Below are 13,722 nucleotides of genomic sequence, written 5' to 3' on the forward strand. Positions count from 1 at the left end.
GAAAAATCACACACTCGTGGACACGGAGAGAGAGCTTTGACCGACACCCCCACCCAAGAAGTCCTGACCGAAGTCAAGGACGGCGTGCTGATCGTCACGATCAACCGCCCCGAAGCGAAGAACGCCATGACCAAGGCCGCCGCCGAGGGCATCGCAGCAGCCATGGACCGGCTGGATTCCGACGATGCGCTGCGCGTCGGCATTTTGACCGGCGCGGGCGGCACGTTCTGCTCGGGGATGGACCTCAAAGGCTTCCTTCGGGGCGAGAGCCCGACGGTCGAAGGCCGCGGCTTTGGCGGCGTCGTTCAGGCCCCGCCAGCCAAGCCGCTGATCGCGGCGGTCGAAGGCTACGCGCTGGCGGGTGGTTTGGAGCTGATGATCGCCTGCGATCTTGTGGTTGCGTCTTCCAAGGCGAAGTTCGGCATCCCGGAAGCCAAGCGCGGCCTCGTCGCCGCGGCGGGCGGGGTGATGATGCTGCCCGACCAGATCCCCGAGCGTATCGCGATGGAGCTGGCTCTGACCGGCGACTTTATCGACGCGCCGCGCGCGTATGAGCTGGGCCTCATCAACGAGGTGACCGAGGGCGCTGCGCTTGAAGGCGCGCTTGCGCTTGCCGCGCGCATCGCCGCCAATGGACCGCTTGCGGTGCAAGTCTCCAAGCAGATTATCCGGGAGTCGCGCGGCTGGGCAATGGATGAGCGTTACGAGAAACAGGCCCAGCTGATCGCGCCGGTATTCGTATCGCAAGACGCGCGCGAAGGGGCCGCCGCTTTCGCCGAGAAGCGCCCGCCCAACTGGCAGGGCAAATGATCGCGCCGGGGCATCCTTTCGTGGTGCCCCCGCGTAATTAATTTGGGATTTGAGGAGAGAGATTATGCCCGTCATCGACGTGCCCCAACCCGCCTTCATGGAAGACGAGGAAATTTCGATTTTCGCTGACGCGGTTGGCAAGTTCTACCAGCAACACGCGCCGGAAAAGCGCATTCTGAAATGGCGTGAGGACGGCCAGGTGGAACGCGAGTTCTGGCACGAAGCGGGAGAAGCTGGCCTGCTCGGCGTCTCGGTTCCCACCGAGTATGGCGGCCATGGCGGCGACTTCCGCCACGACATGGTGGTGATCGACCAGCAAGCGAAGCACGGCGTCGAAGGCTTTGCCGCGTCCTTGCACAACACGATCATCCTGCCGTATCTCGTGCGCCACGGGACGGAAGAGCAGAAGCAGAAGTATCTGCCCAAGCTCGTCACCGGCGAACTCGTCAGCGCAATCGCCATGAGCGAACCGGACGTGGGCTCAGACCTTCAGAGCATCAAGACCACCGCCTTGAAAGACGGCAATGGATACCGGCTCAACGGGTCGAAGACCTGGATCTCGAACGGCCAGACCGCCGACTTCATCATTGTCGTCGCGAAGACCGATCCGAACGAGGGCGCCAAAGGCATCTCGCTTATGCTTCTGGAGACCGAAGGCGCGGATGGCTTCCAGCGCGGCAAGAAACTCGACAAGGTCGGTCTCGATGCGCAGGACACCTCGGAGCTGTTTTTCGACAACGTCTTTATCCCCGGCGACAACGTCCTCGGCGGGGTCGAGGGCAAGGGCTTTTACCAGCTTATGGGCGAGCTGCCACAAGAGCGCCTCGTCATTGCGATGGGCGCCATGACGGGTATCGAGAAAGCGCTCGAAGTCACGGTTGACTACGTCAAGAACCGCAAGGCGTTCGGGAAAACGATCTGGGATTTCCAGAACACGCAGTTCGTGCTCGCAGACCTTAAGGCGCGCGGCACGGCGGCGCGTGTGTTCGTCAACGACTGCATCGAGAAGCTGCTGGAGGGCAAGCTGGATGTGGCCACCGCTAGCATGGCGAAGTACTGGGTGACCGAGCTTCAGAGCGAAGTGGTCGACAAGTGCCTGCAATTCCACGGCGGCGCGGGCTACACCAACGATTACGCCATCGGCCGCATGTACCGCGACACCCGCATCGCGCGGATCTATGGCGGTTCGAACGAGATCATGAAGATGCTGATCGCGAGATCTATGTGAGCGGAACGCCTGCTTCCCTTCCCCATTGGAAGGAGAATGAGAAGTGGGGGTCTCCCCACGCATAAATTGGGGCGGCTTGGATGAACCCCACGCCGCCCTCGTTTGTTTTTCTTACACCTCGTCATTGCGAGAAGCGAAGCGACTAAGCAATCCAGAACGGTGGAGCGAACCACTCTGGATTGCCACGCTTCGCTCGCAATGACGAGACAACAAAAAAGGGGCAGCTCCGTTTCCGAAACCGCCCCACTTTCTACTTGCGCCTCAATCAGAACTTCGCGCGAACCACAACACCATAGGTGCGCGGTTGCAGCGAAAAGGCGGAACGCGAGTTGGCTGCGCCCGACCCACGCAACGTGGTGTTGAAGGTAACCCCGCGCACCACGTTGTCGGTCAGATTGTTGACAAATCCCTCGATCGAATAGGCGCCATCGTTGAAACGCAGGCCAGCGCGCAGGTTGATGAATTCCTGCCCGTCCTGCACGTCTCCGATGATGAGAGGAGCGGCATCAATCGCGGCTTCCACGCTACCCGCTGCCGCAATGGCCGCATCGTCAGGCGGAACAATCGCTTGGGTCGAGGTGCGCTGGTCGCCTTCCAAACGGATCTGGCCCGCAAAGAAGAAGTCCATACCATTGCCAATGGGCTTCTCATAATTGGCCCCCATGATCCCGATCACGCCAGGCGCGTTCGTTAGATCGAAACCACACAGCGACGCGATCGTCACGTTGTCAGTCTGGTCTCCCGCGCAATCTTCGGGATAGCGGGCGTCGAGAATCGTCGCCGAGGCGCTGATCGAAAGCTCCGGACTAACGCGCCAGAGACTTTCTATTTCGACACCCTTGGATTCCGCTTTCGGTACGTTGAAGGTCTCGAACGCCAAACCGGTGAACTCAAGAACCTGGAAGTTCGTAAATTCCTCAATGAAGGCTGCGACATTGAGCGTAAGCGCGTCGTCGATAAGGCGGCTCTTGAAACCGATCTCCCACGCATCGACTTCTTCGGACTCAAAGGTGGGGCTAGCGCCATCGACAGCGGCTGTCGTGTCGAGGTTGATACCGCCCGCTTTGATACCATGCGTGAAGCTGGCGTAGACGTTGATGGGCGTGTCGGGAAATTCGTAGCCCAAACGAACGGTGTAGATCAGCTCTTCATCGCTGAACGTGTCCTCAAACGTCTCAACCAGAGGCAGTGCAGCCGCCTGAGGCAAGTCCGCTGGCGCCGCGAAGCTGAAACAGCCAAGGGCGAACAACCCGTCGGTTAGCGCGGCTGGAACGACCCCGGCCGCAAGAGCGTCAAGAGTAGCTGGACAGATCGTGTTATTCGTCTCTGTCTGAGTGAAGCCGCCTTCCTTTTCTTCCCAAACATAGCGCGCGCCCACCGTCAGTTCGAGGCCCTCAACAAGCTCCAGCGAGTTGTGGGTGAAGATTGCGTAGCTTTGCGCGTCTTGCTGGAATCGGTTGACCGTCTCCGTGCCGGTCGCATCGGCACCGGTAAAGGTTTGAATGGGCTGCTCTAGCCCCGGGATGCCGCCAAACAGCGCACCGGCGTTGGCGTCATAATCCGATCCGAGGAAGAACGAAGTCGATTGATCGATCGTTTCATCCGAGAAGAAGCCCCCCACCATGTAGTTGAGCTTGCCTCCGAAGGTTTCGCCTTGGATCCGCATTTCCGCCGTAAACGTTTCGATGTCAGAATCGACGCCGACGTTAAAGATATCCAGCGCGGTGAAGTCTGAATCGTAAAACTCCATGCCTTCGAATTGGCGATACGAGCCGATAAAGATGAGGTCTGCGTTGTCCGAAACCGGGAATTCGATCTCACCGGTCAGGCCGTAATTGTCGATATCCGCGATAGGCGCGAAGCTGGCCGAAATCGTTCTGTTATCAAGAGCTTGTTCGAACTCAGCCTGACCAAAAGGGTTGTCCGAGACAACAGGCTGTCCGTTACCTCCGTTGGCGCCAAGCCCCACTCGCTCAAACGCGCCCGTAGGCACAAGCGGGGTTTGGTAAAGCTCGATCGCGCCGCAGCAGCTAGACTGGTTGTTCGAATAATCCGCGATCAGGCGACCACGAAAGCCGCTATCGGTTTCCCACCCTAATTGCGCGCGAACAAGGTATTGGTCGACGTCGTTGGTTTCGTCGAACTTCACACCGTTTTCATCGACAACATCAAGGAAGCCGTCGCGCTGACGAAACGCGCCAGTGACGCGCAGGGCCAGAGTGTCTTCGGTAAGAGGTACGTTGACCGCGCCTTGCAAGCTGATTTCGTCGAAATTTCCGTAGCCCGCGTTTACGAAACCGCCGAATTCGCCCAGCTCGGGTCGTTTGGTGGTGATGTTAAGAGCGCCGGCCGAGGTGTTGCGGCCAAACAAGGTGCCTTGTGGACCACGCAGCACTTCCACGCGCTCGATATCGACGAATTCGTTGAGCGCCACGCCCGGTCGCGACTGATAGGCACCGTCGATAAAGATGCCGACCGCGCTTTCAAAACCGATATTGTTTGAGGTCGTCCCCACACCGCGAATACGGAGCACGACCGAACCTGAGGCGATTTGGGCTTGGCTTGAGGTGAAGCTGGGAGCGAGGTCGGTGACCTCGCGAATGTTGTCGACACCCTGGTTATTGAGCGCCTCCGGCGAAATCGCGGTCACCGCGATCGGGATGTCCTGAACGTCCTGAGCTCGGCGGGTCGCCGTCACGATGATGACATCCTGGCTGGCTTCAGGAGCTTCGAGACCCTCGGGAATTTCCTGCGCGAAGGCGGGTGCGGTGAACGAGCTGCAGGCCATCAGACCCGCAGCGTACGCTGCAAGCTTGCGTTTCATAAAATGTCCTCTCCAACTTACCCCGGCGGCCCGCTTTCGGGCTTTCCGTAAGATTGGAGACTATCAGCGCGCGGTTAAGCCGCAAGACTCCGGGCATAGTTCTTGCCTAAATGTAGCAAAAATATCACAAATCACGCTGCGGCGCAGCATTATTACCCAACCGCCGCCACTCGGTCCGATTGCGGTTTCGCCCTAAAGGCCCACGCGCAGCCCCGCCCAGATCGTGCGCGGTACGCCGAGATCGATCGCTCCGCCCGCGTTGCGAGTCACGATCTCCTCGTCAAAGAGGTTTTCGGCTCGAAGAATAATCGACACGCCCTTCGAAATCCGGGCGGAGGCAAACAGATCAAGAGTGGTGGCCGGCGGCAATCGGTCGGTTTCCTGATCGTCCTCGAACTGCGCGCCTATGTGACGCAAAGTGCCCGCTAGCCGCCACCCTTGCGCAGGCTGCCAGGCCAGCGTCGTCGAAGCCGAGAACTCCGGTGTCTGTGGAGGCCGATTGCCATTGAGCGCCGCGCTGTCGCCCTCGCCATCGATAGTGGCGTCGGTATACGTCACCGAGGCATCAAAGCTCATCTTCCCGAAAACAAGCACGCCGTTCGCTTCTATCCCTTGCGCGTCGATTGCGGGCAGATTTTGCCTTTGGCGAAGATTGGGCTCGAGGGTCACATTGGCGATGGCGTTTTCCACGCGATTGTCAAACGCGGTCAAGGACAGGGCAATTTCGCGGCTTGGGTACCAGTCGAGTCCGAGTTCAAAGCCTTCAAGGCGCTCATTCTCCAGTTCGGCGTTGGCCTGTGTGACAACCGGAAACACAACGAAGGGTCGATACAGTTCATTCAAGGTCGGCAGTCGCAAGCCGGTGTAGGCTGCCGCTCGCATTTCGAGACGGCGCGAGGCGTTGAACTTTGCGCCCGCGCGCCAATTGAGCGCCCAGTCAGAACGATCTTCAGCGATCGTCTCGGTGACAAGAACGCTGGTCGCATTGCGCGCGCGGAAGAAGCCATCTTCGATTCGCGTGTGGTCTGCTCGCAATCCCCCGGTCAACAGAAGCGGCCCGATCTGCCAGTCGTCCTCGATGAAAACACCCAGGTTTGACGTGTTGCCACCAGCGTTTCGACGCTCGGTAATCAGACCGGTAAAGGCGCTGATGGCGTCCTCGAACAACTCGCCGTCCGCGCGGCGATAATCAGCGCCCAGCCGCACTTCATGCGCTTCGCTGATGGGCGGACGGATTTCGAATTTGCCGCCAAGACCGGTCGAGGGTGTGTTGCGCTGATCGAGGACCGGCACGAACCGTGTCGAGGAGATCACGACGTTGTTGAAATTACGCGCCTGCACGTAAGCAAGCGCGTCGAATTCCCATTGGCCGCGCCCGACCACCCGCACGCTCGCGTCCTGACCCTCGGTCATCGAATCCGCGCCGTCGAAGCGCAATGTTCGCTGGTCTTCGAAAAGGCTGACGCGCGCCTGCAGTTCGACATTGGGGCTGAGGGGCGCAACCCCGCGCAAGCCTACCTGCCAGCTCTCAAAGGCGGCTCGGGCGGAGGCGGGCGTGCGCTGATCCTCAGGCGCCGTGAAGAAACCCTGGCCACGATCCCAGCGTCCGCTAACGGTTGCAAAGCCAGCCCCGAGTTTTGTCGTGAGCGCGCCGCTCGCCTCGGTCTCCTCGCGATCGTTGACGAGTAGCGAACCGCTGAAACGCCCAAGCGCCTCGGGGCCAGCGCTCTCAAGCTCTATCGTTCCCGCCAGCGCGCCTGAACCAAACGCGCCCGCCCCCCCGCCGCGGGTGACACGAACGGTCCCGAGCGTGTCCGGGCCAACGGCGGTGAAGGGAACATAGCCGAAGAAAGGATCGGCGATCGGAACGCCATCGAGCAGCACCAAGGCCCGGCTCGTGGCGTTACCTCCCAGCGCTCTAAGGGTTACACCTTGCGCCGTCGGGTTCGAGGATCGGCTGTCCGAGCGCCTGAACTGCTGAAAGCCGGCGACGTTGCGCAGCGCATCGTCGAGACGTCCCGAAGCGCTTGTGATTATGATCTCGCGCGGAAGCTCAACCGTGGCGTACACGCTGTTGGACAGCGCAGGCTCAAGGCCCTCTCCTGTAACCAGTATACCTTCCTCTTGCGGCTCCTCGGCATCATCTTGGGCGGCGACAGGAAACGGTAGAACGGCAGCGAGCATGCACGCGGCGCAGGAAAATCGGAAGGTCATGGGGCGCGCCTAAAGCCTTGATCCGCCAAGGTCACGCGCAATGCGGCAAAATGGGACCAGTTTCATTTTGCAATCAAGACTCGCGTTTCGCACTCGAAACCGATAGTTTCTCTCGTGGAGAGAGAAGAGGCCCCAGACACCATGCTCGCAACACCCCCTGATTTTGACGTCCTCATCGTTGGCGCCGGGATTTCCGGCATTGGCATGGCCGCGCATATGGAAATGAAAGCGCCGGGCCACAGTTACGCGATCGTGGAGCGTCGCGAGAACCTGGGCGGGACTTGGGATTTGTTCCGCTATCCCGGTATCCGCTCGGACAGCGACATGCACACGCTTGGTTTCGATTTCGAGCCGTGGCGGCACGAAAAATCGATCGCGGACGCTCCGGCTATTCTGGAATACCTCAACAAGATCGTCGATGAGCGCGATATCCGAAAGCATATCCGCTTTGGTCACAAGGTCGTCTCCGCCGATTTTCGCGAGGACGAAGCGCGCTGGCATGTCGTAATGGAGCTCGACGACGGCTCGACCACCCGCCTGACGGCGAATTTCCTCTACCTTGGCTCGGGCTATTACGATTACGATGAGCCTTACGACGCCGGCTTCCAGTTTGGCGACTTCGAGGGGCAGGTGATCCATCCGCAATTCTGGCCGGAGGATCTCGACTACAGCGGCAAGAAGATCGTGGTCATCGGGTCGGGCGCCACCGCCGTGACGATCGTGCCATCAATGGCCGACAGGGCGGCCAAGGTCACCATGTTGCAGCGCACGCCGACCTGGATGTTCGCACGGCCTGCGAAAGACCGGATCGCGAACGTTCTGCGCAAGATCTTGCCCGACAAGCTCGCCTATTCGATCACCCGTTTCAAGAATATCCGGATGCAGGACTACGCCTTCAAGACGGCGCGCACCAAGCCAGAGAAGGTGAAGCAAACGCTCTATAAGGGCATCGAGAAAGCGTTGGGTCCGGGCTACGACAAGGCGGCGTTTACACCGCCCTACAATCCGTGGGAACAACGCTTGTGCCTGGTCCCCGATGACGACCTGTTCAAAGCGATACGGTCGGGCAAGGCCGAAGTGGTAACTGGCCATATCGAGGCGTTCGAGAAAGAGGGCGTTCGCCTGAAATCCGGTGAGCTTCTCGACGCGGACATCATCGTCACCGCCACCGGACTAAAACTTGCGATCGCAGGCAAGATCGACATCAGCGTAAACGGCAAGCACGTCGATTTCTCCGAGCGTTTCTATTACAAGGGCTGCATGTATTCGAACCTGCCCAACCTTGCGGTGGTGTTCGGCTATATCAACGCCAGCTGGACGCTGCGCGCAGACATCAACTCGGACTATGTCTGCCGTGTCCTCAACACGATGCGCGTAAAGGGCGCGGATATCGTCACCCCTGTGCTCACACCTGAAATGGAAGCGACGCTGGAAGTCGAAGACATCTTCGAAGGTTTCTCAAGCGGCTATCTGGCGCGCGCCAAGGACATCAATCCCAAAAACGCCGTTTCCTATCCCTGGCGTCTGAATCAGGAATATGTGGCTGATCGCAAGCTGATGCAGAATGATCCGGTCGAGGATGGCCTGCTCACCTTCAGCCGCGCCGGAGCCAACGCCTGCGAACCGGATGAGCAGCTCGAAGCGGCGGAATAGTATCGAAGCGAACGCGGTGGAATTTGCGGGGTTCTTGAACTAGATCGTCCCCCATGAATTCTCCCGACAAGATCTGGACCGCCGGCCTCGTCATAGTTGGCGATGAAATCCTCTCTGGCCGCACGCACGACAAGAACATCGCCCAGGTTGCAAGCTGGCTTCAGGTGCAAGGTATCCGTCTGGCCGAAGTCCGCATCGTTGCCGATGATCAGGACGCGATTATCGAGGCCGTGAACGCGCTGCGCAAAGCCAACGATTACCTTTTTACCACCGGCGGGATCGGACCGACGCACGATGACATCACCGTCGATGCCGTGGCGGCGGCGCTGGGCGTTCCGGTCATCATCCACGAAGACGCGCGCGCGCTCCTCGAACGCTACTACGCCGACAAAGGCGGACTGAACGAAGGCCGCTTGCGCATGGCCCGCGTTCCGCAGGGATCTGAGTTAATCCCGAACCGCATGTCCGGCGCGCCGGGCATTCGCCGCGGGAATGTGATCCTGATGGCGGGCGTGCCCCACATCACCGCGGGAATGCTCGACGCATTGACCGGCGAGCTTGAAGGCGGCGCGACCCTGCTCACCGAGACGGTCGGCTGCTGGACAGCCGAAAGCGAAGTGGCGGGCCTATTGCGCGAGACCGAGCAAGCCCACGAGAATTGCCAGATCGGGTCCTATCCGTTCTTTCGCGATGGCAAGGTCGGCGCGAACTTCGTGATCCGCTCGACCAGCGCGGACGACCTCCAAAGCTGCGTCGACACTTTGTGCGACGGCTTGGCCACGAACGGGTACGATTTCACACCGGGCGGCATCTGAGAAACGCGCATCGCCGCAGCCCAGGCAAACGCGCAATTAACCCTGCGCTGCTAGCCTCTTAGCGCTATGACCCGCGTCTACATCACAATCGACACGGAGTATTCCTCGGGCCTTGTCCGGAGCGGCAGCCCGGACGAACGCGCAGACAACTACGCTCGTTCCATCGCTTGTGTCTCCAGCAGGGTCACTGCAGGGCTTCCTCACGCGCTTGCACGCTTGCAGGAGACCGGACAGAGCGCGGTCTTCTTCGTCGATCCCATGCCCGCCCTTTTGTGGGGAACGGCGGCGATCGAGGACATCGTGGCGCCCATCCTCGACGCGGGCCAGGATGTGCAGTTGCACCTCCACACCGAATGGCTGCAATGGGCAGGGGATCACCATCCGCTCGCTTCGAGACGCACCGGGCAAAACCTGTTCGAGTTCGCGTTCGAGGATCAGTGCACGCTGATCGAATACGCCCGCTCGCAGCTCATCGCCGCGGGCGCGCCAGCACCCGTTGCCTTTCGAGCGGGCAATTACGGCGCGAACGATGACACCCTGCGGGCGCTCGCCACGTTGGGAATGGAGTACGACACCAGCCACTGTCCCGCGCTTGCCGGAAGCGCCAGTCGGCTCTCGCTGGGTCCGGACGATCGCTCTCCGCTCTTCCATAACGGCGTCATCGAGGTGCCCGTTGGCTCGATCGAAGCTCTGGGAGGCGGCGCTCAAAGGCACGCGCAAATCACCGCGCTGTCTTTCGCCGAGCTTAGCGCAGCCATTGTTCACGCCCGCGACACAGGCCAGGACAGCCTGACGCTCGTCAGCCACAGCTTTGAGTTCTTCAGCCGCGAGAAGCGGGTAGCCAAGCGCATCGTGCAACGTCGCTTTGACCGACTGTGCGCGTTTCTGCGCGACACCAAGGGTGTTGCGAGCGCGACCTATCGCTATGAACCGCCGCGGGTCCGCGCCGCCCGCACGCCCACCCCGCTGCTTCCCGCCAGCGCTTTGCGCACCGGCGCGCGCATGGTGGAGCAGGCGGTGTCGAACGCGCTTTATGGTACCCGGTGAAGCCCTCCCTTGAGCGCGCAAGTTCCCTCCAGCCTCGTCAAGAACCGAGCGAGCATCGACTTCACCATCGGCGCGCGCCGGCTGGCATCGGTCGAACGCGACCTGGCCACCTGGTCGTTCACTCTCGCTCAGGCGCTGAGCGAGCCCTCGCAGCGCATCGAGCCTCCGTCTCCGGGGCGAGACGGCTGGCGGGTTTTGTCCGCTCCCACTGCCCACATCCCTTCGATCCTGGAGCGCTTTCCCGATCACATCGTCGGCGCGCGGCAGGACTACCCGCGGCGCTTCGTGGCCATGGATGGCTCGTTTGATGACTACCTGGCGCGCTTTTCGAGCAAGACCCGCTCCACGCTCCGTCGAAAGGCACGCAAGCTGGAAGGCGAAGTCGGAGCAAGCTTCGCCATCAGCGAGCATCGCTCTCCAGCTCAGATCGAGCGGTTTCTCGCCCGCGCGCTGCCGCTTTCGGCGCGGACCTATCAGGCTCGCCTGCTGAACGCCGGTCTGCCCGAGGATCAGGCCGCGCAATCCGAGATGCTCGCTCTCGCCGAGGCCGATCGGATCCGTTGCTTCCTGCTCGAAGGGCCGGACGCTCCGATTGCGTATCTCGCCCTTCCGGTCCGCGGCACCACCCTTATCTACGCGCATCTGGGATACGATCCGCATTGGGCGCGCTTCTCGCCGGGCACCGTTTTGCAGATGGAGGCGCTGGAGAGACTGTTTGCCGAGCAGCGCTTTAGCCACTTCGACTTCACCGAAGGCGACGGCGCGCACAAGGCGTTGTTTGCAACCGATAGCGTTTGCTGCGCGAGTTTCGCGTTGCTTTCGCCGACCTTGGCCAACCGCGCGCTAGCGGCGGGACGCGACGCTTTTGACGCGAGCGTGGGCGCGGCCAAGGCGTTTGCCCAGCGTTCAGGAGGGCTCGCCCGGCTCCGAGCGCGATTGCGAGCGTAACTCCGCCGCTTGCGCGGCTCGGCGGTTTCGCCCCAGCCGTTTGAAGCGGCTTGCCAGCTTCGATCGGTCCGCTGGGCTCTCGCCGGGTTGCAGCGCAAACCGAACCCTGATCCACAGCGCAATCGCCACGATCACAACCAGACCGATCCCGACACCCAATCCCAGCTGAGCGTCATAGCTCGCCGCCAGGGCGAAGACGGCCAAGGCGACCGCAATCACGCCCCATTTGGGATTTAGCATAGTGTCTCCTTCGAAGAGTTCGGTCGGGGCGATCGGCCGAACACCGGGGGTGATGTCCGTTGCCGTCTGGTAAAACATGAGGGCTCCCGTGCGAAAAGCAAGCGAATAGCGAGGGAGATCGGGTCTCCAGCGACGATTGATGCCGGTTGTTCGCCGCAAGTGCGCTCTTCGTTACACCGCCTCGAAGAAGTCACGCGCGCTGCCCTTCGCGTTGAGCGCGCGAGATGCAGCTCCGCCGCCGACGGACCAAACCGCCGCACCCTTCGCGCAAAAGGGCAAAAAAAAGGCCGGGGATACGCATCCCCGGCCTCTTACTCCGCTTGCAGAGTGTAGGAAAACGCGAACTTACGCGCCTTCCACCTCCGCGATATCGATCTTGAGGCCCGGGCCCATCGTCGAGGTCAACGAGACCTTCTTGACGTATTTGCCCTTCGCGCCCGACGGCTTGGCCTTCACGACCGCATCGGTAATCGCCTTGAAGTTTGCCTTCAGGTCCTCGTCCTTGAACGACAGCTTGCCGATGCCGGAGTGGATGATGCCCATCTTCTCGACGCGGAATTCGACCTGGCCGCCCTTGGCGTCCTTGACGGCCTGCTCCACATTGGGGGTGACAGTGCCAAGCTTGGGGTTCGGCATCAGGCCCTTGGGGCCAAGGATCTTACCCAGTCGGCCCACCACGCCCATCATGTCCGGCGTCGCGATCACGCGGTCATAGTCGAGATTGCCGTTCTGCATGTCTTCCATCAGGTCTTCGGCGCCAACCTTGTCCGCGCCAGCCGCAGTGGCCTTTTCGGCGTTGTCGCCGCGCGCGAAGACCGCAACCTTGGCGTCCTTGCCCGTGCCCGAGGGCAGCGAGATCATGCCGCGAACCATCTGGTCGGCGTGACGCGGGTCAACGCTCAGATTCATCGAGATCTCAACCGTCTCGTCAAACTTCGCCTTGTGCTCGCGCAGCGTCGCAATCGCTTCATCAACCGTATACAGCTTCTCGCTGTCGAGCTGCGCGATCGCCTTCTGCTTCTTCGTCATCTTCGCCATTGGTTCAGCCCTCCACCACTTCGAGGCCCATCGAACGGCACGAGCCTTCGATGATCTTCATGGCCGCATCGATATCGTTCGCGTTGAGGTCCTTCATCTTGGCCTCGGCGATTTCCTTGACCTGGCTCGACTTGATCGAACCGGCGGACACCTTGCCCGGCTCTTTCGAGCCCGACTTCAGCTTGGCCGCCTTCTTGATCATGTAGCTCGCGGGCGGGCTCTTGAAGGTGAAGGTGAACGAACGGTCGGCGTAGACGGTGATCGTGGTCGGGATCGGCGCGTTCTTTTCAAGATCCTGCGTCGCGGCGTTGAACGCCTTGCAGAATTCCATAATGTTGACGCCGCGCTGACCGAGCGCGGGACCGATCGGGGGCGAAGGGTTTGCGGTGCCCGCAGGCACCTGCAACTTGATATAGCCTTCGATTTTCTTGGCCATCGCTGGCCTCCTTTCTCACTGTCGAACGCGGCCGCGGCGTTGGGCCAAGGCTGCGTTCTCATGTTAAGCGGTCCAGCAGCGAGCCCCTTGGCCCGCCTCCCGCGTGGAATCGCGCCGTTGCCGAACGCGAAGCGCGCCATTTAGCGGTTCGCGTCCGGATTGCAACCTTTGCGTCCGCTGTGCGACCCATCGGCCCGGACGGCTCAACTCATCGCACGTAGAGAACGCCTGGAACACATGGAACACTGTCCTGAAGCAAAAAAGGCGCCCCCTCGAATGCGGGTTCCACGACGCCCGATCCGACGGGCGCGAGGCGGCAGGGAAAAGCGAGCGAGACATAGAGAAGCGGCTTACCGCAGGCAGGTGCAGTAGGAAAACGGCCTGCCGCACTACGAACGCGCCAAGAAAATATCCTGTTAATTTCTATAGCTTATCGCTAGTGCACACGAGGCTTTAGGGGACTAACACA

At 60.9% G+C, this 13,722-nt stretch carries 11 protein-coding genes; 6 read left to right on the forward strand and 5 right to left on the reverse strand.

Translation table 11 applies throughout. From position 1 onward, the window contains the following. The first annotated feature begins 36 nt into the window (after window positions 1-36). A complete protein-coding gene (locus tag QNI87_RS10875; protein ID WP_300596349.1) occupies window positions 37-810 on the forward strand; it encodes a crotonase/enoyl-CoA hydratase family protein in 774 nt (257 codons plus the stop codon). 64 nt (window positions 811-874) lie between these two features. Continuing rightward, complete coding sequence (locus QNI87_RS10880; RefSeq protein WP_300596351.1) at window positions 875-2,038, forward strand: acyl-CoA dehydrogenase family protein; 1,164 nt, start codon at window positions 875-877, stop codon at window positions 2,036-2,038. Between the two features lie 265 nt (window positions 2,039-2,303). On the opposite strand, the gene QNI87_RS10885 is transcribed toward QNI87_RS10880, so the two are convergent. Both QNI87_RS10885 and QNI87_RS10890 read right to left on the reverse strand, forming a co-directional pair. After that, window positions 2,304-4,862 carry a TonB-dependent receptor gene (locus QNI87_RS10885; protein WP_300596353.1) on the reverse strand — a complete coding sequence of 853 codons (2,559 nt, stop codon included), beginning with the start codon at window positions 4,860-4,862 and terminating at the stop codon, window positions 2,304-2,306. Between the two features lie 192 nt (window positions 4,863-5,054). Further along, a complete protein-coding gene (locus QNI87_RS10890; protein WP_300596355.1) occupies window positions 5,055-7,076 on the reverse strand; it encodes a TonB-dependent receptor in 2,022 nt (673 codons plus the stop codon). A gap of 141 nt (window positions 7,077-7,217) precedes the next feature. On the opposite strand from QNI87_RS10890, the gene QNI87_RS10895 reads away from it, so the two are divergent. The 4 genes from QNI87_RS10895 (at window position 7,218) to QNI87_RS10910 (ending at window position 11,539) form a co-directional block, all read left to right on the forward strand. Further along, a complete protein-coding gene (locus tag QNI87_RS10895) occupies window positions 7,218-8,729 on the forward strand; it encodes an NAD(P)/FAD-dependent oxidoreductase (RefSeq protein WP_300596357.1) in 1,512 nt (503 codons plus the stop codon). Between the two features lie 53 nt (window positions 8,730-8,782). Next, window positions 8,783-9,544 carry a molybdopterin-binding protein gene (locus QNI87_RS10900; RefSeq protein WP_300596359.1) on the forward strand — a complete coding sequence of 254 codons (762 nt, stop codon included), beginning with the start codon at window positions 8,783-8,785 and terminating at the stop codon, window positions 9,542-9,544. 66 nt (window positions 9,545-9,610) lie between these two features. Further along, window positions 9,611-10,591 carry a hypothetical protein gene (locus QNI87_RS10905; protein WP_300596361.1) on the forward strand — a complete coding sequence of 327 codons (981 nt, stop codon included), beginning with the start codon at window positions 9,611-9,613 and terminating at the stop codon, window positions 10,589-10,591. A 9-nt stretch (window positions 10,592-10,600) separates the two neighbouring features. After that, entirely contained in the window at window positions 10,601-11,539 is a 939-nt protein-coding gene (locus QNI87_RS10910; protein ID WP_300596363.1) for a GNAT family N-acetyltransferase, read from the forward strand. Here the strand turns inward: QNI87_RS10910 and QNI87_RS10915 are convergent. The 3 genes from QNI87_RS10915 to rplK form a co-directional block, all read right to left on the reverse strand. Continuing rightward, entirely contained in the window at window positions 11,498-11,857 is a 360-nt protein-coding gene (locus QNI87_RS10915; protein ID WP_300596365.1) for a hypothetical protein, read from the reverse strand. The two genes, QNI87_RS10910 and QNI87_RS10915, sit on opposite strands and share 42 nt — an antisense overlap. Window positions 11,858-12,124: 267 nt before the next feature. Beyond that, entirely contained in the window at window positions 12,125-12,817 is a 693-nt protein-coding gene (rplA, locus tag QNI87_RS10920) for a 50S ribosomal protein L1 (RefSeq protein WP_300596367.1), read from the reverse strand. A gap of 4 nt (window positions 12,818-12,821) precedes the next feature. Next, window positions 12,822-13,253, reverse strand: a complete 432-nt coding sequence (gene rplK, locus QNI87_RS10925; protein ID WP_300596369.1) for a 50S ribosomal protein L11 — start codon at window positions 13,251-13,253, stop codon at window positions 12,822-12,824. Window positions 13,254-13,722 lie beyond the last annotated feature (469 nt).

This window comes from Erythrobacter sp. (assembly GCF_030066995.1).
In the GTDB taxonomy this organism is placed as follows: Bacteria; Pseudomonadota; Alphaproteobacteria; order Sphingomonadales; family Sphingomonadaceae; genus Erythrobacter.